The following is a 19,100-nucleotide window of genomic DNA, read 5'->3' as shown; positions in this document are numbered from 1 at the left end:
GAGGGGATTTCGATGCAAGTCAGACAAAGGCTGGAGAACCTGTCGAGCGAGCTCACGGCGACCGAGCGGAAGCTGTGCACCGCGCTGTTGCTCGACTATCCCTATGCGGGTCTCGACACGATCCAGGATCTCGCGAAGAAAACCGGCACGTCATCGCCGTCCATCTCGCGTTTCGTCACCAAGCTCGGGTTTCAGGGCTATCAGGATTTCCAGCGTCATCTGATCGACGAAATACGGCAGTCGAACCGCTCTCCGCTTGATCTTCATGTGGGCGACCGCGCCATTCAGGGAGACTATCTGGAAGATTTCGTCTCTCGAGCCGTCAACCTTATCTCGGCCTCGGCGTCCGCCATTACCAGCGCTCAGTTCGAGCGTGTCTGCGACCTTCTGGGCGATGAGAAACGCAACGTCTATCTGATCGGTGGCCGCATAAGCGACGCCATCGCGCTCTATGTCTCGCGCCATCTGCGCCAGGTGCGCAGCGGCGTCTTCCATCTCCCGGCGGACCCGGAAATCTGGCCCGAATACATGCTGCGCATGCGCTCGAAAGACGTGCTGTTCATGGTGGATTACCGCCGCTATCAGCGCAATCTGGCCGAGCTTGCCCGCCGCGCCAGGGCGCAGAGCGGCGTCCAGATCGTTGTCCTGACCGACAAGTGGATGTCGCCCGCCGCCAACCACGCCAATGAGGTCTTCGCCACCCCCATCGAAAGCGGCACCGTCTGGGACAGCTATTCCGGCGCCATGGTGCTGATGGAGGCGATGCTGACCCGCATTGCCGAAACCAACTGGGACAAAACCCGAAAACGCATCGAAGCCTGGGACTCGCTCCGCTTCGATCATGGAGCACGCGACGATGATCAGTAATCCCTTGATGTTTGCCGCCACTTCGGACTTTTCCGGCGTGACGCGCGGCAAGGCCTTTCCGTTGAAGGAAATGGAAAAGCGCTTCCGCCAGGGTGTCGGCTGGACGCCTACCAATGTGCAGATCACCTGTTTCGACACGATTGCCGAAAGCCCGTTCGGCTCCTTCGGCGACCTGATCCTCGTGCCGGATGCCGACACCGCCGTCACGCTCGATCTCGAAGATGGCGGCCCCGTCGAGCGTTTCGTGCTCGGCGATATCCTCCATCTCGACGGCGATCCGTGGAGCTGCTGCACCCGCTCCATTCTGAAAACCGCGCTGAAGCGGCTGGAAGATGTCTCGGGCCTGCACCTCGTCGCCGCCTTCGAGCACGAATTCCAGTCCCGCAATCCCGCGCAAGGGCCGGGCGAAGCCTTCGGCCTTGCGAGCTTCGGCAAGCACCGCGCGTTCGGTGAGACGGTCATGGCCGCGCTTGAGGTGGCCGGTGTGAAGCCGGACACCTTCCTGAAGGAATACGGCTCCGATCAGTTCGAGGTCACCAACGGGCCCGATCTCGGCGTCACCGCCGCCGATACTGCCGTCAAGGTGCGTGCGGTCACAAAGCTTGTCGGCGAGCGCATGGGCGAGCCCGTCACCTTCGTGCCAATCCGCGATCCTGCCGGCGTCGGCAATGGCGTTCATGTGCATATGAGCTTCGTCGACGAAAACGGCAAACCCGCCACCTACGACCCCGACGCCCCCTGGGGTATGGCAGAAAAAACCGGCGCCTTCATCGCCGGCATCCTCAAATACATGGACAGCATCGTCGCGCTGACGGCACCGTCCGCCATCTCCTACACACGGCTCACGCCGCACCGCTGGAGCGCGGCCTTCAACAATCTGGGCTATCACGACCGCGAGGCCGCCGTGCGCATCTGTCCGGTGACGAGCGCCAGTGCTGAAAGTGCAGCAAAACAGTATAATTTCGAGTATCGGGCAGCCGATGCAACGGCCTCCCCCTATCTGGTTCTGGCAGCGCTCGCCCATGCCGGCGCGCAGGGCATCGAGGAGGGGCTCGCAGCACCACAGGTGACGGAAGAAGACCTTTCCGAACTACCCACCGCAACACTCGCCGAGCGCGGCTTGGTACGTCTGCCCCAGTCGCTCGGTGAAGCGCTGGATCGCCTCGAACAGAACCCGCGCGTGGCTGAATGGATCGGTTCGGAGGCGCTCGACGTCTACCTGAAGCACAAGCGCGGCGAGCTCGCCCAGACCGCCGACCTCAGCGAGGCGGAACGCTGCACGCGCTACGAAGCCGTCTACTGATCAACCGTCCAGGGGGGAGAACCAGCATGACCGGTCTCTACGAACGCGAAAGCCGCAGCGTTTCCACGCTCGCTCATCTGCGCTTCTTTCCGCAGGCGGTGACGGGCGGCAAGGGATCGATGCTGCGTGGCGATGATGGGCGCGATTTGCTCGACTTCGCCGCCTCCTGGGGGGCGGCCAGCCTCGGCCACGGGCACCCCGCGCTTGCCGAGGCCGTCAACCGCGCGCTGACCGATCAGGCCGGGGCCAGCTACCTCTCCACCGCCAATGAGCCCAGCGTTCAGCTTGCCGAGAAACTTCTTTCTCTGGTGCCAAAGCGCGCCGCCGGCCGTGTCTGGTTCGGCCATTCCGGCTCGGACGCGAACGAAACCGTCGCCCGTGCCGTTGTTGCGGCCACCGGCCGCCCGCGCATCATTTCCTTCAAGGGGGCCTATCACGGCGGCACGGTCGGGTCCGTTGCTATTTCCGGGCACCCCGCACAGGATGGTATCGAAAAGGCTTCCGGCCTCAGCCTTGTCCCCTATCCGGATTCCTATGCTTCGGGTAGCCCGGAAGCCGCATCGAAGGCAGCGCTCGCCCATGTCGAAGAGCTCTTCGCCACCTCCGTCTCACCGCAAGACGTGGCGGCCTTCTTCATCGAGCCGATCCAGTCGGATGGCGGAATGCTTGTGCCGCCGCCCGGCTATTTCAGAGAGATCGAGCGGCTCTGCCGCAAGCATGGCATTCTGCTTGTCTGCGACGAGGTGAAGGTGGGTCTCGCCCGCACCGGACGCCTTCACGCGTTCGAACACAGCGGCATCGAGCCCGACATCGTCGTGTTCGGCAAGGGGCTTGGCGGCGGGCTGCCCATTTCGGCGGTCGTCGGCCCCGAAAGCATCATGAACCACGCCTCGACCTTTTCCTTCCAGACCCTGCACGGCAATCCGGTCTGCGCGTCGGCGGGCCTCGCCGTGCTTGAAACCATCGAGCGCGAGAATCTGGACGCCAACGCCGCAAAGGTCGGCGACACGATGCTTTTGGCGCTGCGCGCGCTTCAGGAAAGACACCCCCTCATTGGCCATGTGCGCGGCCATGGGCTTGCCATCGGCGTCGAGCTTGTCAGCGACCGCGAAGCCCGCACGCCCGCCATCGAGCAGACGGCGCTCACCGTCTACCGCGCCTTTCAGCTCGGGCTCGTCATCTACTATGTGGGCCTCAATTCCAACGTGCTGGAATTCACCCCGCCCCTGACAATGAGCGAGGGCGAAGCCCTTCGCGGGATCGCCATTCTCGATCAGGCCTTAAGCGATGTGGAAGCCGGCAAGGTGGACCCGCAATTGCTGGAGCGCTTTGCCGGCTGGTAAGTGCGTCAGCTCTGGGCGATGGCCGAAATCCGCTCCAGTTCGGCATAGCTGCCGCCGGTGGCTGCAAGCACACGCGCCGGTGCGTGGAAGCCATCACGCGGGAATGGCAGAACCGTGCCGCCGGCCTCGCTGACAAGGCAGTAACCTGCCATGCAATCCCAAGCATTCATGCTCGGCTCCGCATAGCCGACCAACCGGCCCGCGGCCACATAGGCGAGCATCAACGCACCCGAACCGTTGCGGATGAACGTTCCGCCGATCCTAAAAAGGTTTTCCACAATGCGCGCGGCGGCGGCAGGTTCGACGCGATCATTGGAGCCAAGCCCCACCACGCCGTTGCGAAGATTGAGCTGGTCCGCAACGCGGATCGGCTTTCCGTTCAGCGTTGCCCCACCGCCACGGCGGGCGCTGTAACACTCGTCGAAGCAGGGCGCGACAATGACACCGAGCACCGGCTCGCCATCAATCGCGGCACCCACGGAAACACACCAGTTCGGCATGCCGTTCAGAAAGGCACTGGTGCCGTCGATCGGATCGATCACCCAGGTCAGACCGCTTGTGCCTTCGGTCAGCCCGTATTCCTCGCCAAGCACGCCGTCCGAGCCAAAATGCTTTGCGATCTCGGCGCGGATCAGCTCTTCGACCTTCTTGTCGGCCTCGGAAACCAGATCCTGCGGGTTGCGCTTGGTCTCGATGACCAGCTCATCGCGCCGTGTGAAATAGTCGAGGGCGGCTGCCCCCGCAGCCTTTGCCATGGTTTCGGCAAAACCCAGCCGTTCGGCAAGGTCGGTTTCGGAAAGGGACACGCGGTTCTCCTGAATGGTCGTTGTCATGCGGTTATCAAGGCTATGCCGCGATCGCGGAAGCCGATGGAAACATCGGTCGCCGGCGGCAGCGGGTCGGTCGTCGCATTGTCGACGACGAAGATCGTTCCGGTATCGAGTTCCACCTCATATTCGACATGGTCGCCGAGATAGGCCGAGCTCTGGATCCGGCCCGGCAGGCTGGCATCCCCACCCGCTTCAAGGCGGATGGCGTTTGCCCGCACGGCCAGTTTTGCCGGCCCGGGACGTGCCGCCTTGCGTGTCGGCAGCGTGTGTCGCAGGCCGCCCACCTGCACCGTCGCGCGGCCCTCTGCAATGTCCAGCACCTCGCAGGCGAGCACATTGGCCTCGCCCATGAAGTCGGCAATGAATTCGGAGGCAGGCTCCTCATAAAGTTCGCGCGGCGGACCTTCCTGCGCAACCAGTCCGCTTTCCATCACCACAATCCGGTCGGAAACGGCCAGCGCCTCTTGCTGATCATGCGTCACATAGACGGCGGTGAAGCCGAGCCGCTGCTGCAGCTCGCGGATTTCGGTGCGGACACGGCGGCGCAACCTTGCGTCGAGATTGGACAAGGGCTCATCGAGCAACAGCACCTGCGGTTCCAGCACCAGCGCGCGGGCAACGGCGACGCGCTGCTGCTGCCCGCCGGAAAGCTCCGCCGGCAGGCGCGTGCCATATCCTTCGAGGCCGACCAGCGCCAGGCCCGCATGCGCATTCTCCCGCGCCTCGGCCTTCGACTGGCCTCCAGCCTCCAGCCCATAGGCCACATTGTCGAGCACGCTCATATGCGGGAACAGCGCATAGGACTGAAACACCATGGCCACATCGCGCTCATTGGCCGGCAGGCGCGTGACATCATGGCCGCCGATCTCGATCGTGCCCGCACTTGGCGTCTCCAGCCCGGCCAGCATGCGCAATGTGGTGGTCTTGCCGCAGCCCGAGGGGCCCAGGAGCGTTACCAGCGTGCCTGGCTCAATCTCCAGATCGAGATCGTGAATCGCCGTGAACGAACCGAAATCTTTGCGCACATTGCGAAAACGGACGGAACCACGTTGCGAATTGCTCATGCCTTTGCCTCCAGACTGGATTGGGCGCGTTTCTTCGCAGCCGGGCGACTGACTGCGTTTTCCCGCCTTAGCCGGCGTTCGCCAACCAGAAGCTGGAACCCGCCTATCACGGTGATCATGACAAGGATGAGAACCGAGGAATATGCGATGGCGATGCCGTATTCGCCGTTCTCCACCAGCCCCACGATATAGGCCGTTGCCATGTTGTACTTCGCGCTGACCAGGAAAATGACGGCGCTGATCGAGGTAATGGCCCGCACGAAGGAATAGACCAGTGCCGCCATGATCGCAGGGCGTAGAAGCGGCAGTATCACCCGTCGGATCGTGCGCGGGCTCCCTGCCCCCAGCGTGATCGAAGCCTCGTCGAGGCTCTTGTCGAGTTGGCTCATCGCCGCCACACCACCGCGCACGCCCACCGGCATGTTGCGGAACACGAAGCAGGCAATCAGGATCAGCGCCGTGCCTGTCATTTCGATGGGGGGCAGGTTGAAGGCCATGATGTAGCTGATCCCGATAACCGTTCCGGGGATGGCAAAGCTCATCATCAGCGCGAACTCGAAGGCGTTCCGGCCAAAGAAATTCTGCCGGACAATGAGATAAGCGGTCAACAGCCCCACCGCCGCCGTCAACGGCGCTGCGATCAGCGCGATTTCCATCGTGGTCCAGAAACTGTCCCAGGCCACGCCGGTCCATGCCAGCGCACCCTCGCGCCATTCGACCGAGAAGCCGCGCGCATAATGTTCGAGCGTCAGCGTGTGATCGAGGCCCCAGGTGGTGACGAAGCCGCCAAAGATGATCATGCCATAGACCGCAAGCGTGAAGATGATCCACGGCACCACGACCGCATAAAGAAGTGCGGCGAGCGGTCCCGGCAAGGCGGCGTGTTTGCCTGAATCTCCCTTGCCCGTCACCGTTGCGAAATTGCGCCCTGCAAGCCAGACCCGCTGCAAGAGGAAGGCGGAAAGCGTGAATGTCAGAAGAATGATCGCGAGCACTGCCGCGCGCGACGGATCGGTCTGCGCGCCGACAACCGCAAAGAATATCTCCGTCGACAGAACCCCGTGGCTTCCGCCCAGCACCAGCGGATTGCCGAAATCCGCCATGCTTTCGATGAAGCCGATCAGAAAGGCGTTGGCAAGCCCCGGTGCCATCAGCGGCAGAGAGACCTTGCGGAAGGTGCGCCAGCGCCCTGCCCGCAGGGTCTGCGAGGCCTCTTCCATGGATGGGCTCACGCCTTCCACCACAGCGATGAGAACGAGGAAGGAAATGGGCGTGAAGGAAAGCACCTGCGCGATCCAGATGCCGGTCAGGCCATAAAGCCAGCGGCCGAGCTCTATCCCCGTCAGCGCCTCGATCCACCCGGTCACGAGCCCGGAGCGGCCAAGCATCATGGTCAGCGCAAGGCCGATGACGAAGGGCGGCGTGATGATGGGCAGAATGGTGAGAAGCCTGAGGCTCTTCTTTGCCGGAAAGCCCGTTCGGGTTGCCACCAGCGCGAAGGCGAGGCCAAGCAGCGTCGAGGCGCTTGCCGTCATCACCGCCAGAAAGAGCGTCCGCCAGGCCACGCCGCACCGCGCCCCGCCGATCACACAGTCCAGACTCCAGATGGCCGGATCCTGAATGTTGCGGATGAAACCGTCCGGATTGAAGGAGCCGTCGAAATCCTGGAAAGAGCCGACAAGCATGGAGATGATCGGATAGAAGACGAAAACGCCCACAAGTGCGATCAGCAGGAGGATGGAACCGACCGTGAAGGCGTCGCCCTTCATGGCGCCCCGTTCTGCCAGCCCAAAGGCGATGAGAGCCAAGAAACCCAGGGAGACAATGACCGCGCCCGCGCCAAAGGCTGGTTGCCCCGGATCGAGGGGGCCGAACAGCGTTTCGTTCACGCTCCATGCCCAGCCCCACAGCGTGATCGCGAGCCCCTGCAGGACCATGAAGCCGACACCAATTGCACCGATCAGCGCAAGGCGCCGGCCGCGTGGCTTTCCGGCGGGCATCGCAACCCGTGTGGCAATGCCTGCCGCGAACAGGATGAAAGCGATCAGGAGCCAGATCCGACCCAGAAAGAGTTGCAGCAGACCGGGATAGAGATCCGGCTCGCCTGCCATCTCCCCCACCCATTGCAGGGAGAAGAACCCGCCCTCAACCCGATACCAGGGCAGAAGACAAATGGCGGCAAGGCCAAGCCCGAACGTCACGTCGAGCCGACGGTTTTCGCGCGTCATCATGTGCAGTCCTGTCCGTGAGGGGCGCCTCGGGTTTCACCCCCGATGAAACCCGAGGCTTGGAAGCGCCGGATCAGTTGGCAATGGCACCAATCTCACGATCCCAACGCTCAAGCAGCGCCTTGCGCTTCTCCGAGCTGCCATAGGTCACGAAGTCGTAATCGATCAGCTTCACCTCATCGAGGCTCGGCGATTCTTCGGGAACCTCCGCCGAGGCATTGGACGGAATCTGAAACGACTTGGCATCCTTCAGCAGCGACTGCACATCCGCCTTCAGAACCCAGTCATACCAGGTCTTGGCGGCTTCCTCGTTGCGGGCGCGATTCACGATCGACATGGAGCCGATTTCGTAACCCGTTCCCTCGCAGGGCGCGACCACACCGATGGGAAAGCCCTCGACCGCCTGGGCGACCGCATCATGCATGAAGACGATACCGATCCCGGTTTCACCGCGGGCCGCAGCTTTTACCGGCGCAGAGCCCGACTTGGTGTATTGCGAGACATTGTCGTTCATCTTCTTGAGGAACTCGAATGCCTCGTCTTCGCCCATAAGCTGGACGAGCGTCGCAAGGGCCGTGTAGGCCGTGCCCGAAGAGTTCGGGTTCGCCACCTGGATCTCGCCCTTGAGCGCCGGGTTCAAGAGATCGGCCCAGCATTTGGGCGGCTCGATGCCCTTGCTGGCCAGAAATTCCTTGTTGTAGCCCCAGCCAAGCGCACCGGAATAAACGCCCACCGTCTTGAAGTCGGCGCTTTCGGCCTGCTTCACCGCCCAGGGCAGCAGCTCATCCAGCATGGGCGACTTATATGACATGGTCAGCCCGTCGGCCGCTGCCTGAAGATGCGGATCGCCGGTGCCTCCCCACCAGATATCCGTCTTCGGATTGCGCGCTTCCGCGCGAACCTTTGCATAGGCCTCACCAGACGAAAGGCGCACCATGGAAACGTCAATATCGTGCTCGGCCTCGAATTTTTCGACGAGCAGCTCACAGATGACCACATCGGCGGAGCAGATCAGGTTCAGCTCGTCCGCATTTGCCACGGCCTGGGTCGCCAGAACCGAGCCGGCCGCCATCGCAGCCACTGCCAGATAATTCTTCTTCATGAAACCCTCCCTCGGTGCTTATCGGATTTATTTTGCACACGTGTGCAATGTTCTTCCGACTTGAAGGAGCTGTCAATGGCGGTGATATAAAAATTTCATAATGCACGGCAATTTGATACTAACGTTCTGATTGAACAGCTGTGCAATCCGTTTATGATCCGAGCAACAAACACACCGTCAGGAGCAAACGTGTCGGCTCGAAAGGCTTCCGTCAGCGCCAAGGATGTTGCGGCCCGGGCCGGTGTTTCCCGCGCAGCCGTTTCACGCACCTTCACGCCTGGTGCGAGCGTTTCAGAGGAGACGCGCAGCAAGGTCATCGCTGCCGCCGAGGCGCTCGGGTATCAGGTCAATCACCTTGCCAGAGGCCTCATAAGCCAAAAAACAGGGATCGTCGCCGTGGTAGGGGCGGATCTGGCCACACCCTACCGATCCGAGTTGCTTCGCGCCGTGACCGAACGCCTGCAGGCCGTTGGCCGGGTCGCCATCCTCATCAACACGGATCGTTCGGACAGAAGCGTGGACATGGCCCTGCAACAGGCGATCCGCTACCGCGCGGAGGCAGCGATCGTTCTGTCCGGCATGCCCGACAAATCCATCAGCGACCTTTGCCATCGCAACGGGCTTCGCCTCGTGCTGATCAACCGTGACGATGCGCATTCACGCTCCATCCAGATACGCCTCAACGACGCCGATGCAGCCCGGCTCGCGCTCACCTCGTTTCTCAGAGCCGGTTGCCGAACGCTGGCCCTCGCGACATCCAATGCCGGCACCCCCAGTCTCGTCGCACGCGAGGAAGGTTTTTTTGCTGAAGCACACCGACGCGGACTGCCCGTGACCTGCGAGCGTTTCGGCCCCACCGGATATGAGAGCGGTCTGGCACTGGGCGAACGCCTGCTCGTGCTGCCGGAGAGGCCAGACGCCATTTTCTGCACAACGGACCTGATCGCCTGCGGCGTGATGGACGCCGCCCGTCATCGTTTTTCTCTCAAGATCCCGGACGATCTCTCCGTGATCGGCTTTGACGATATTCCACAGGCCAGTTGGGACAGCTATCAGCTCACCACCTTCCGGCAACCGATAGAGGAAATTGCCTCGTCCGCCGTGGACTGGCTGGCCGAGGAGGACGGAGACGGCGAAGCGCGCGTCATCCATCTGACAGCACCGATGTCCTGGAGAAAATCTGTCCGTGGCAGCAATGGGAAATAGCGCCCGTTCTCAGAGATAGTGCAGACCCAGCCGGTGCCCATCCACCTCGCGCACCTTCACGACCGTGTCGTAGATGTCCTTGAGCATCGTCTCCTGCATGAGATCCACCGCCCCTCCCTCAAGCATCACCCGCCCATCCCGCATCGCCACCACATGGTCGGCATAGATGGAAGCAAAGTTGATGTCGTGGATCACCACGGTGATGGATTTGGCGAGCTCGTCAGCAGTGCGCCGCAACAGCTTCATCATCGCCGCTGCATGTTTCATATCGAGGCTGTTGAGTGGCTCGTCGAGCAGCACGTATTTCGAATCCTGCGCCAGAACCATGGCCACGAAGGCGCGCTGGCGCTGACCGCCCGAAAGCTCGTCCAGGAACCGGGTCCGTAAGTCATCAAGCCCCAGATAGGCGATCGCCTCGTCGACATGCCGCTTGTCCTCGACGGTGGGACGGCCACCCGAATGCGGAAACCGCCCGAACGCGACCAACTCGTTTACGGTCAGTCGCATACCGACCTGATTGTTCTGTTTCAGGATCGCCAGCCGCTTGGCGAGGACGGCGCCCGGCGTTGCCTGTACGTCGAGGCCATCGACCAGGACCCGGCCCGATGTCGGCGCAATCAGCCGGGCCATCATGGAGAGGAGCGTCGATTTCCCGGCTCCGTTCGGGCCGACGATCGCGGTGATGCCACTTTCCGGCAGCGTCAGGCTGACATTGTCGACCACCGCCGCCTCATCATAGCGTTTGGTGAGATTGTGGATTTCGATCATCGGTTCAAATTCCGGTAGAGTAGCAGCATGAAGGCGAGGCCGCCGGTAAACTCGATGATGACGCTCAACGCAGTGTCGAAACCGAACACGCGCTCCATCACCGTTTGCCCCCCCACCAGCGCGATGATGGCGATCAGGGTCGCCGCCGGCAGCGTGTATTTATGCCGATCCGTGGCCACCGCCTGATAGGCAAGGCTTGCCACCAGAAGCCCGAAGAACGTAACCGGCCCGACCAGCGCAGTCGAAACGGAAACTAGAACGGCGATCACGGCGAACAGCATCATCACCACACGCTGGTAATCGATGCCCAGATTGACCGCCGTATCACGTCCCAGCATCAAAACATCGAGCTTCGCCAGCAGCCGGCGGCTCACCCAGGCCGTCACCAGCACAACCACCGAAGAGACCGCCAGCAACTGCGTATCAATGGTGTTGAAGCTGGCGAACAACATGTCCTGCAGGGCGATGAACTCATTGGGGTCGAGAATGCGCTGCATCATGTGCGAGAGGCTGCGGAAGAACACGCCGAACACCAGGCCCGCCAGCACCACAAGATGCAGGCTGCGCCGTCGTGAGAGAAACAGCCAGTAAAACAGCGCCATCGACAGCGCCACCATCAGCACCATCTCCAGAACGAAACGGAGGCGCATATCGATCGTCGCCAGATCCCGTGTCCCGAGAAAAAAAACGAGTGCGGTCTGGAGCGCTACATAGAGCGAATCGAAACCCATCACCGCCGGGGTCAGGATCCGGTTCTGCGTGATGGTCTGAAACAACACCGTCGCCGTCGCGACCGCATAGGCAACCAGCACGAGACCCAGAAGCTTTCCACCGCGAAACGGCAGCACGAAGTCCCAGTTGCCTTTGGCCCCGATGGTCATGAAGGCCATCATCGCCGCGATTGCAGCCAATCCGAGACCAGCAAGCGCCAGGCGAGGCCTCTGCCATGAAGGAGCTTTAGCCAAAACGCGCTCGCCGACGAAGAAGGAGGAACAGGAAAACACCGGAGCCGAGGACACCCGCAACGGTGCCAACCGGGATTTCATAGGGAAAGCGCACCAGACGGCCGATAATGTCGCATGCGAGAAGGAACCCTGCCGCTGAAACAGCAACCCATGGCAGGGCGCGGCGCAGATTATCGCCCACTGCCAGACTAACGAGATTGGCAACGATGAGCCCCAGAAACGGCACCGTGCCCGCCGTTACCACCGCGGCGGCCGAAACCATCGAAACGATCGCCAGGCCCAACGCAACTATGCGCCCGTAATTGAGACCGAGATTGCGGGTAAAGCTCTCGCCCAGCCCTGCCACGGTGAACCGGTCTGCCGCCAGATAGGACAAGACTGCGAGCCCCCCGGCGATGAAAAGCAGTTCATAACGCCCGCGCAGCACACCGGAGAAATCGCCATTGGTCCATGTCGCGAGTGATTGAAGCAAGTCGTAGCGGTAGGCAAAGAAGGTCGTAACTGCATTGATGACACCGCCGAACATCAACCCCAGAAGCGGCACGACCAGGCTGGAACCGGTCGGAATTTTCGAGACGAGCCGCAGAAACAGGAAGGTGGTTCCCAGCGCAAAGCTCGAAGCCACAACCATCTTGTAGAAGATTGGCAGGCCCGGCGCGAGCAATGCCACCACCAGCAGACCAAGACTTGCAGCTTCAACCGTGCCGGTGGTCGTGGGCTCCACAAAGCGGTTGCGAAACAGCATCTGCATGATGAGTGCGGCAACGCCCATGGACATGCCCGAAAGCAGCAGCGCCACCGTGCGCGGTATGCGGCTCACGAGAAGAAGCTGGATGGCCTGCGCGCCGCCATCACCGCGAACGAGGTCGCCCAGCGGCATGTCCGCTACACCGATGAACAGGCTGATGGCAGCCAGAGCAAACACGCATCCCACCGCCAGCATCAGACCGGCGGCAGGGCGAACTCGAACGAACATGCTGGCGACGGCTTGCATGGTGCGGTCAGTCGGCTGCGCTCAGCGCCTTGGTGATCGCGTCAACTTCTGCCTGAAGGGCCGTCATGCCACCGCCAACGAGATACCAGCGAGCCGCGTCGGCATAGTAGATATTGCCTTCCTTTGCGGCGGTGGTTGCGGCAACGAGTTCGTTGTCGAGCGTCTGCTTCGCCGACTGGCCGTCATTTCCAACCGCCGAATCGCGGTCAACCACGAAAAGCCAGTCCGGATTTGTCTTGAGGATGAATTCAAACGAAACAGCTTCGCCGTGCGTGGCCGCCTCCACATCCGCGACGGCGGGCGCAATACCGAGATCGTCGTGCAGCCAGCCGAAACGCGAGCCCGGGCCATAAGCCGAAACCTTGCCGCCATTGGTGAGAATGATCAGGCCTTTTCCGGCCCCCTTCGCGGTCTCCTGCAAAGTGGCAACCGACGTTTCGAGCTTGTCGATCAACGCCTCCGCCGCATCTTCCTTGTCGAAAATCATGCCCAGTTTACGCGCATTCTCCTGAGCACCTTTCAGAAAATTGTTCGGCTCAATTGTCAGATCGATTGTCGGCGCGATCTTTGACAACGCCTCGTATTGCGGAGCGGACCGGCCTGCCACGATAATCAGATCCGGGCTCGCCGCATTCACTGTTTCAAAGTCCGGCTCGAAGAGAGAGCCGATCTTTGCGTATCCGTCGGCTTCATATTTGGACAGATAATCGGGGATCAGTGCGCTCGGTACGCCCGCCACCTCGACGCCCAGGGCATCGAGCGTGTCCAGCGCGGCGAGATCGAATGTCAGCACTTTCTTGGGCGTGTCAGGTAAAATGGTCTCGCCTTGAGCATGTTGGACAGCGATCTCCCCAGCATTGGCATAGCCCGGCAGGAAAGCCGCAAGCGCAATGGCGGAAGCCAGGAAACGTCCGGCCAGTGACGGTAAATTTGCAATCATCGACACGCTCCAAATGTCCAGGAAATTGCAAGGAGGCGTCTGCCGTTCAGGGCTCGACCGGCCGACAACACCCTTGTCAGCATGTCGGTTAGCAAATATGATTATTGTAATCAACTTATCTGTATGGACAATCGACCAAACAGTTTCGACAATCCTTTTCCGGAGACATTTCTCATGCTGCAATCCAAGGCCGTCGTCACGACGGAAAACGCGTCGAAATATCTGCAGCAGCTTTGCAAGCACTTTGCTCACAAGGTAAGCGTCGACTTCGACCCATCGCGCGGCAAGGTGGATTTCCCGTTTGGTGACTGCGTCATGCGTGCAGACGAAGCAGCGCTGACCATCGAGTGCAGCGCCAAAACGGACGAGGAGCTGGCCCGTGCCCAGAGCGTGATTGACGATCACCTCTCGCGCTTTGCCTGGCGCGAAAAGCCGGAGATTGCCTGGCAAGCCTGAGGGATCAGGCGCTTGATTGGCGGAAAACCTGAAAGGCGGCGGAACGCGAGCAATGAATTCCGCCGCCTTTCGTCACTCGGCTGCCTGAGGCAGCGCGAGTTGTTCATTGTCCTGAAGGGAAACGCCAACGCTGCTCTGCTGTTCCTCACCCGGTCGCCGGACCCGGTAGAACGCGGCATAGAGCGCAGGCACGAACAGGATGGTCAGCACCGTCGCTGCGGTGAGCCCGCCCATAATGGCAAACGCCATCGGTCCCCAGAACACATTGCTTGAGAGTGGCACCATGGCCAGAATGGCGGCAAGTGCGGTCAGCACCACGGGCCGTGTGCGGCGAACCGTTGCCTCGATAATCGCCGTCCATTCGGGCAACCCGTCTTCAAGGTCAGCCTTGATCTGATCCACCAGGATCACCGTGTTGCGCATGATCATGCCGGCGAGTGCGATCAGCCCGAGCAGGGCCACGAAGCCGAAGGGCTGGTTGAAGATCAGAAGCCCGAACGCAGCACCTATGAGACCGAGCGGGGCGGTGGCAAAAACCAGGGCGAGCCGCGAGAAGCTCTGGAGCTGGATCATCAGGATCGTCAGCATGGCCAGAACCATGACAGGGAACACCTCGAACAGAGCTGCATTTGCCTTGGCGCTCTCCTCAATGGAGCCGCCCATTTCGATGCGATAGCCCACCGGCAGGTTTTCCATCAGCGGCTGAAGCGTCGGCCATATCTGCGAGGAAACATCCGGCGGCTGTACGCCCGCGGGGACATCGGCGCGGACCGTAATCAGCATGTCGCGGTTCTGCCGCCACAGGATCGGTTCTTCATGGCCGTAGACCACCCTGGCCACCTGCGACAGCGGAACCGGAGCCCCGCCGCGCGTGGCGATCGTCAGGTCGCCCAGATGCTCGATGTCGAGCCTTTCGCTCTCCACCGCGCGCGCCACCACATCCACCTGCTCGATGCCGTCGCGGACGGAAGTCACCGTCAGGCCTGAGAGCAGGGTCTGCAGCGTGCGGCCGATATCCTGCGGTGTCAGGCCGAGCGCGCGTGCGCGGTCCTGATCGACTTCGAGCCGGATGGATTTTGCCTGTTCGTTCCAGTCCAGATTGGGATCAAGCGCATTGGGGTTTTGCGCCATCACATCACGCACCTCATAGGCGATGCGGCGCACCTCCAACGGATCCGGACCGATCACGCGGAACTGAACAGGGAAGCCCACGGGCGGGCCGAACACGAGTTCCGTGACACGCACGCGCGCTTCAGGCAGGCCGCCCTCGTCGATATAGGTCTGAAGCCGTTCCTTGACCCGGTCGCGGGCCGCTGCATCTTCGGTGTACATCACGATGATCGCGTAATTCGGCTTCGGCAGTTCCGGGTTGGAAGCGAGGAACCAGCGCGGGGCACCAGCACCTGTATAGGTGGAGTAGGTCAGCACCTCTTCGTCAGCCGCGACCACCTCTTCCATTGCCCGGGCCGAAGCCTCGGTGGCCTTGATCGGCGCGCCTTCCGGCAGGCGGATTTCCACCATCAGTTCGGGGCGGGGCGAGGTCGGGAAAAACTGCTGCTGCACGAAGCCGAAGGCATAGATGGAGACCGCAAAGAGCCCGATCACTGCCGCAATCACCACCCAGCGCCAGGAGACACACCATTCCACGATCCGGCGCAGCGCGTTGTAGAGGCGCGTGTCGTAGATATCGTGGTGTTGTCCGCCCTCAGCCACGGCAGCGCCGTGCTTGTGAAAATCGGGCAGGAGCTTGACGCCGATATAGGGCGTGAAGATCACCGCCACGAACCACGACGCCACCAGTGCGATGCCGACAACCCAGAAAATACCGCCGGCATATTCGCCCGCCGTCGACTGCGCGAAACCGACCGGCAGAAAGCCCGCCGCCGTCACCAGCGTTCCCGTCAGCATGGGAAAGGCCGTGGAGGTCCAGGCGAAGGTCGCCGCTTTCAGCCGGTCATAGCCCTGCTCCATCTTCACCACCATCATTTCGACGGCGATGATCGCATCATCCACCATAAGACCCAGCGCGATGATGAGCGCGCCGAGCGTGATGCGCTCCAGGCTCATGCCCAGAATGTCGAGCACGATCATCACGATGGCCAGCACCAGCGGCACCGCCAGCGCCACCACGATGCCCGTGCGCCAGCCGAGCGACAGGAAGCTCACCGCCAGCACCACGGCCAGCGCTTCCAGAAACACCTTGATGAACTCGCCGACAGAGTCCTGCACGACTTCCGGCTGGTTGGAGATCATGTCGAGTTCCAGACCGACCGGAAGATCGGCCTTGATCACGCTCATGGCCTGATCGAGATTTTCGCCCAGCGTGAGAATGTTCGCGCCTTCGGCCATGACCACGCCTATGGCGAGCGCCTGCTGTCCCTTATGGCGTGCAGTGAAGTTGGGCGGATCTTCATAGCCGCGCCGCACATCCGCGATATCGCCAAGGCGGAACACGGTGCCGTTTACGGCAACAGGCACCGAAGCCACGGCTTCCACGCCCTTCAGCGCTCCCTCCACGCGCAAAAACACCCGGTCGGATGCCGTCTCGATCTCGCCCGAAGGTGTCACCGCGTTCTGAGCCGCGATGGAATTGAAGATCACCTGAGGGTCGATGCCCAGAGTGGCAAGCTTGGAATGGGAAAACTCGACATAGATGCGCTCGTCCTGAGCGCCGTAAAAGCGCACCTTCTCCACATCCGGCACGCGCAGAAGCCGCTGGCGGATGTCTTCGGCCGCGTCCTTCAGATCGCGCATCGTCGCGCCGTCGCCGGTCAGCATGTAGAGCGCGCTGTCCACATCGCCGAATTCGTCATTGAAGAAAGGACCGATCACACCCTGCGGCAGCGAGGCGCGAATGTCGCCGACACGCTTGCGGATCTGATACCAGATGTCGGCCACCTCGCCCGGCGGCGTCGTGTCCTCCAGCTGCACCTGCATGAAGGTGGAGCCGGGTTTGGAATAGGTGCGCACCTTGTCGAAATAGGGCACTTCCTGCAGCGTCTTCTCGATCGGATCGGCGACCTGTCGCTGCACCTCCTCAGCCGTGGCGCCCGGCCAGATGGCATTCACCACCATGACCTTGATCGTAAAGCTCGGATCCTCCGCACGGCCAAGCCGCGCATAGGAATAGGCCCCGCCAAGCGAGAGAACGATGATCAGGAAGAGAACAAGCGTCTGGTGGGTGACGGCCCACTGCGAAAGGTTGAATCGCTGCATGATGGCCCCCGGTCAGTCGGCGCTGGCGGACTGGATTTCGGCGAGCCTCACGCGCTCGCCCTCCTGCAATTTCTGGACACCGAGCGTGACGATCTTCTCGCCCTCCTCGAGCCCCTCTGCAATGATCGCATTGCGCGACTGATAGGCCTCGACGACGACCGGCCGGCGTTTGAGTTCGTTCGAGGGGGGATCGACTACGAACACGACCGGGCCCCGGCCATCGTCGAGAACCGCCGTCATCGGTATGCGAGCGACCGGTGACGGATCTCCTTTGGTGAGTGAAACGGTGGCGGTCATGCCGAGCCGGACACTTTCGTCCGCCTCCGGCACGGAAAAGCGTACAGGATAGGTCCGGCTGGTGCCGTTGGCCTCCGGCGCAATCTCGCGCACCTTCGCGGCATAGATCCCGCCGCCGGCCCACAGCGACACTTCGGCGGTGGAGCCTTCCAGATCGGCGAGCCGGCTCTCGGGGATCGAAACCTCGACCTCCTTTTCATCCAGCCGCGCCACGCTCACCACCATCTGACCGGGCGAAACCACCTGGCCCGCCTCCACCCCCACGGCACTCACCACGCCGTCGAAGGATGCCGTCAGTTCGGCATAGCCCATCTGGTTTTCGGCAAGGGCAACCGCGCGCTCGGCCTGCTCGAAGCGCGAGCGCGTTTCGTCGACGGCCAGCGCCTGAGCATCGAGCGCTGCCTGAGTCACATGCCCGCGTTTGAAGAGTTTGCGCGCCCGTTCCAGATCGGTTTCAGCCTTTGTGAGGCTTGCGCGCGCTGCTGTAAGTGCCGCCCGCTGCTGCTCAAGCTGGAGGTTGAGATCGGCAGGATCGAGCTGCGCCAGAACCTCTCCGGCCTTGACCGGGTCCCCCACATCCACGCGCCGTTCAGCCACCTTGCCGCCGACGCGAAAGGCCTCGGCCACTTCGGTGCGCGGCACGATCGTGCCCGTGTAAGTGCGTGTTTCGGCGAGCGGAGAAAGCCGCACCGTCGCCACCCGCACGACCGGGTCGGGACGCTCAGCCACCTCCTCTTCCTGGCAGGCCGCCAGCGCGAGCGCCATGGCGCCCAGAAGAACAACCCGTTTCATCATTGTCAGCGGCATGGCAGCCCACCTTGTAAATACTATTAACTGATGATTCTCAATATTATTCACTATTTAGGCGCACGAAATGGCGTCCACGTCCCCGCGTCGACCTATGTCCGCTTGCCCAGTGCTTTCAGGATAAAACGCAACTGCTCGCGCAGCCCCTGCTCGGTGTCTTCACCGTGCTGTATGCAATGTTCGATCAACAGAGGATGGAAGAATGGCACAAACGCTGTTTTCACGCAGCGCGCCGCCTCTGCCGGGTCCTCAACTTCAAACTCTCCGGCCTCGACACCCTCGCGGATGATTCCCTCGATAATCGTGGTGACACGCTCGATATGCGCCTTGATGATCGCCCAGTTTTCCTGCATCGCCACCGCGACCATCTCATGCGTCCGCTTTTCCTTGATCAGCGTGACCTTGTGATGCTCGTGGATCGCCATCAGAAGCCGCGACAGCTTCTCGGGTGCCGGTGCATTGGTCCGCGCGATGGAAAAGGCGATTTCCGCCACTTCCTCGACAATCCGTCCGCAAATACACTCGTTGATCGCCCCTTTGGAGGGAAAGAACCGGTAGACATTGGCCGGACTCATGCCCACTTCCGCTGCGATATCGGCAACGGACGTCTTCTGATAACCGATACTGCGGAAGAAATTTTCGGCCACTTCCAGAATGCGGCCACGGGTCTCTTCCGGATCGGTGCGTGTGCGGGCGGTCTGTTTCATCATCTTA

Annotated in this window: 16 protein-coding genes; 5 read left to right on the top strand and 11 right to left on the bottom strand. The window is 61.7% G+C overall.

All coding sequences use genetic code 11. From position 1 onward, the window contains the following. Nucleotides 1-12 precede the first annotated feature (12 nt). Genes AC2CHD_RS10215 through AC2CHD_RS10205 form a run of 3 tightly spaced genes read left to right on the top strand, consistent with a single transcriptional unit; the run spans nt 13 to nt 3,513 of the window. Nucleotides 13-867, top strand: coding sequence for a MurR/RpiR family transcriptional regulator (locus AC2CHD_RS10215; protein WP_484553580.1), 855 nt, complete (start codon nt 13-15; stop codon nt 865-867). Beyond that, entirely contained in the window at nt 857-2,170 is a 1,314-nt protein-coding gene (locus AC2CHD_RS10210) for a glutamine synthetase family protein (RefSeq protein ID WP_484553579.1), read from the top strand. The genes AC2CHD_RS10215 and AC2CHD_RS10210 overlap by 11 nt, the downstream gene beginning before the upstream one ends. A 26-nt stretch (nt 2,171-2,196) precedes the next feature. Continuing rightward, the gene (locus AC2CHD_RS10205; protein ID WP_484553578.1) at nt 2,197-3,513 is read left to right on the top strand and encodes an aspartate aminotransferase family protein; all 1,317 of its coding nucleotides are present in this window, start codon (nt 2,197-2,199) and stop codon (nt 3,511-3,513) included. A 5-nt stretch (nt 3,514-3,518) separates the two neighbouring features. Here AC2CHD_RS10205 and AC2CHD_RS10200 read toward each other — a convergent pair whose 3' ends face one another. The 4 genes from AC2CHD_RS10200 to AC2CHD_RS10185 all read right to left on the bottom strand — a co-directional run bounded on the left by AC2CHD_RS10200 (nt 3,519) and on the right by AC2CHD_RS10185 (nt 8,707). Beyond that, nucleotides 3,519-4,346, bottom strand: a complete 828-nt coding sequence (locus AC2CHD_RS10200; RefSeq protein WP_484553577.1) for an inositol monophosphatase family protein — start codon at nt 4,344-4,346, stop codon at nt 3,519-3,521. Beyond that, complete coding sequence (locus AC2CHD_RS10195) at nt 4,343-5,407, bottom strand: ABC transporter ATP-binding protein (protein ID WP_484553576.1); 1,065 nt, start codon at nt 5,405-5,407, stop codon at nt 4,343-4,345. The genes AC2CHD_RS10200 and AC2CHD_RS10195 overlap by 4 nt, the downstream gene beginning before the upstream one ends. Next, the gene (locus AC2CHD_RS10190; RefSeq protein WP_484554228.1) at nt 5,404-7,635 is read right to left on the bottom strand and encodes an ABC transporter permease; all 2,232 of its coding nucleotides are present in this window, start codon (nt 7,633-7,635) and stop codon (nt 5,404-5,406) included. The genes AC2CHD_RS10195 and AC2CHD_RS10190 overlap by 4 nt, the downstream gene beginning before the upstream one ends. A gap of 73 nt (nt 7,636-7,708) precedes the next feature. Beyond that, on the bottom strand, nt 7,709-8,707 hold the full coding sequence (locus tag AC2CHD_RS10185) for an ABC transporter substrate-binding protein (protein WP_484554227.1): 999 nt from the start codon (nt 8,705-8,707) through the stop codon (nt 7,709-7,711). A 183-nt stretch (nt 8,708-8,890) separates the two neighbouring features. Here AC2CHD_RS10185 and AC2CHD_RS10180 point away from each other — a divergent pair, with 183 nt between their 5' ends. Beyond that, nucleotides 8,891-9,943: a LacI family DNA-binding transcriptional regulator gene (locus AC2CHD_RS10180; protein WP_484553575.1), complete on the top strand. Its 1,053-nt coding sequence runs from the start codon at nt 8,891-8,893 to the stop codon at nt 9,941-9,943. A 9-nt stretch (nt 9,944-9,952) separates the two neighbouring features. Here AC2CHD_RS10180 and AC2CHD_RS10175 read toward each other — a convergent pair whose 3' ends face one another. The 4 genes from AC2CHD_RS10175 to AC2CHD_RS10160 all read right to left on the bottom strand — a co-directional run bounded on the left by AC2CHD_RS10175 (nt 9,953) and on the right by AC2CHD_RS10160 (nt 13,610). Further along, nucleotides 9,953-10,711, bottom strand: coding sequence for an iron ABC transporter ATP-binding protein (locus AC2CHD_RS10175; RefSeq protein WP_484553574.1), 759 nt, complete (start codon nt 10,709-10,711; stop codon nt 9,953-9,955). Next, entirely contained in the window at nt 10,708-11,601 is an 894-nt protein-coding gene (locus AC2CHD_RS10170) for an iron chelate uptake ABC transporter family permease subunit (RefSeq protein ID WP_484554226.1), read from the bottom strand. Before AC2CHD_RS10170 ends, AC2CHD_RS10175 begins: the two co-directional genes overlap by 4 nt. A 67-nt stretch (nt 11,602-11,668) precedes the next feature. Next, entirely contained in the window at nt 11,669-12,670 is a 1,002-nt protein-coding gene (locus AC2CHD_RS10165; protein ID WP_484553573.1) for an ABC transporter permease, read from the bottom strand. Nucleotides 12,671-12,677: 7 nt separating this feature from the next. After that, a complete protein-coding gene (locus tag AC2CHD_RS10160; protein ID WP_229447970.1) occupies nt 12,678-13,610 on the bottom strand; it encodes a siderophore ABC transporter substrate-binding protein in 933 nt (310 codons plus the stop codon). A 174-nt stretch (nt 13,611-13,784) separates the two neighbouring features. On the opposite strand from AC2CHD_RS10160, the gene AC2CHD_RS10155 reads away from it, so the two are divergent. Next, nucleotides 13,785-14,066, top strand: a complete 282-nt coding sequence (locus AC2CHD_RS10155) for a DUF2218 domain-containing protein (protein ID WP_229447972.1) — start codon at nt 13,785-13,787, stop codon at nt 14,064-14,066. A gap of 72 nt (nt 14,067-14,138) precedes the next feature. Here AC2CHD_RS10155 and AC2CHD_RS10150 read toward each other — a convergent pair whose 3' ends face one another. The 3 genes from AC2CHD_RS10150 to AC2CHD_RS10140 form a co-directional block, all read right to left on the bottom strand. Then, nucleotides 14,139-17,282 carry an efflux RND transporter permease subunit gene (locus tag AC2CHD_RS10150; RefSeq protein ID WP_484553572.1) on the bottom strand — a complete coding sequence of 1,048 codons (3,144 nt, stop codon included), beginning with the start codon at nt 17,280-17,282 and terminating at the stop codon, nt 14,139-14,141. Between the two features lie 12 nt (nt 17,283-17,294). Further along, complete coding sequence (locus AC2CHD_RS10145) at nt 17,295-18,386, bottom strand: efflux RND transporter periplasmic adaptor subunit (protein ID WP_484553571.1); 1,092 nt, start codon at nt 18,384-18,386, stop codon at nt 17,295-17,297. A 92-nt stretch (nt 18,387-18,478) separates the two neighbouring features. After that, nucleotides 18,479-19,093, bottom strand: a complete 615-nt coding sequence (locus AC2CHD_RS10140; RefSeq protein WP_484554225.1) for a TetR/AcrR family transcriptional regulator — start codon at nt 19,091-19,093, stop codon at nt 18,479-18,481. Nucleotides 19,094-19,100: the final 7 nt, after the last annotated feature.

Source organism: Nitratireductor sp. ATLC21 (genome assembly GCF_057196525.1).
The sequence above is the reverse complement of the archived record's forward strand: the minus strand, read 5'-3'. Positions and strand labels throughout refer to the sequence as shown.

Excerpts from the sequence above, each read along its gene's own strand:
- AC2CHD_RS10200 (WP_484553577.1), bottom strand. The coding sequence starts at position 4,346 with ATGACAACGACCATTCAGGAGAACCGCGTGTCCCTTTCCGAAACCGAC.
- AC2CHD_RS10145 (WP_484553571.1), bottom strand. The coding sequence starts at position 18,386 with ATGCCGCTGACAATGATGAAACGGGTTGTTCTTCTGGGCGCCATGGCG.
- AC2CHD_RS10140 (WP_484554225.1), bottom strand. The coding sequence starts at position 19,093 with ATGAAACAGACCGCCCGCACACGCACCGATCCGGAAGAGACCCGTGGC.
- AC2CHD_RS10205 (WP_484553578.1), top strand. The coding sequence starts at position 2,197 with ATGACCGGTCTCTACGAACGCGAAAGCCGCAGCGTTTCCACGCTCGCT.
- AC2CHD_RS10155 (WP_229447972.1), top strand. The coding sequence starts at position 13,785 with ATGCTGCAATCCAAGGCCGTCGTCACGACGGAAAACGCGTCGAAATAT.
- AC2CHD_RS10160 (WP_229447970.1), bottom strand. The coding sequence starts at position 13,610 with ATGATTGCAAATTTACCGTCACTGGCCGGACGTTTCCTGGCTTCCGCC.
- AC2CHD_RS10170 (WP_484554226.1), bottom strand. The coding sequence starts at position 11,601 with ATGGCCTTCATGACCATCGGGGCCAAAGGCAACTGGGACTTCGTGCTG.
- AC2CHD_RS10180 (WP_484553575.1), top strand. The coding sequence starts at position 8,891 with ATGATCCGAGCAACAAACACACCGTCAGGAGCAAACGTGTCGGCTCGA.
- AC2CHD_RS10195 (WP_484553576.1), bottom strand. The coding sequence starts at position 5,407 with ATGAGCAATTCGCAACGTGGTTCCGTCCGTTTTCGCAATGTGCGCAAA.
- AC2CHD_RS10185 (WP_484554227.1), bottom strand. The coding sequence starts at position 8,707 with ATGGCGGCCGGCTCGGTTCTGGCGACCCAGGCCGTGGCAAATGCGGAC.
- AC2CHD_RS10150 (WP_484553572.1), bottom strand. The coding sequence starts at position 17,282 with ATGCAGCGATTCAACCTTTCGCAGTGGGCCGTCACCCACCAGACGCTT.
- AC2CHD_RS10215 (WP_484553580.1), top strand. The coding sequence starts at position 13 with ATGCAAGTCAGACAAAGGCTGGAGAACCTGTCGAGCGAGCTCACGGCG.
- AC2CHD_RS10175 (WP_484553574.1), bottom strand. The coding sequence starts at position 10,711 with ATGATCGAAATCCACAATCTCACCAAACGCTATGATGAGGCGGCGGTG.
- AC2CHD_RS10210 (WP_484553579.1), top strand. The coding sequence starts at position 857 with ATGATCAGTAATCCCTTGATGTTTGCCGCCACTTCGGACTTTTCCGGC.
- AC2CHD_RS10190 (WP_484554228.1), bottom strand. The coding sequence starts at position 7,635 with ATGACGCGCGAAAACCGTCGGCTCGACGTGACGTTCGGGCTTGGCCTT.
- AC2CHD_RS10165 (WP_484553573.1), bottom strand. The coding sequence starts at position 12,670 with ATGCAAGCCGTCGCCAGCATGTTCGTTCGAGTTCGCCCTGCCGCCGGT.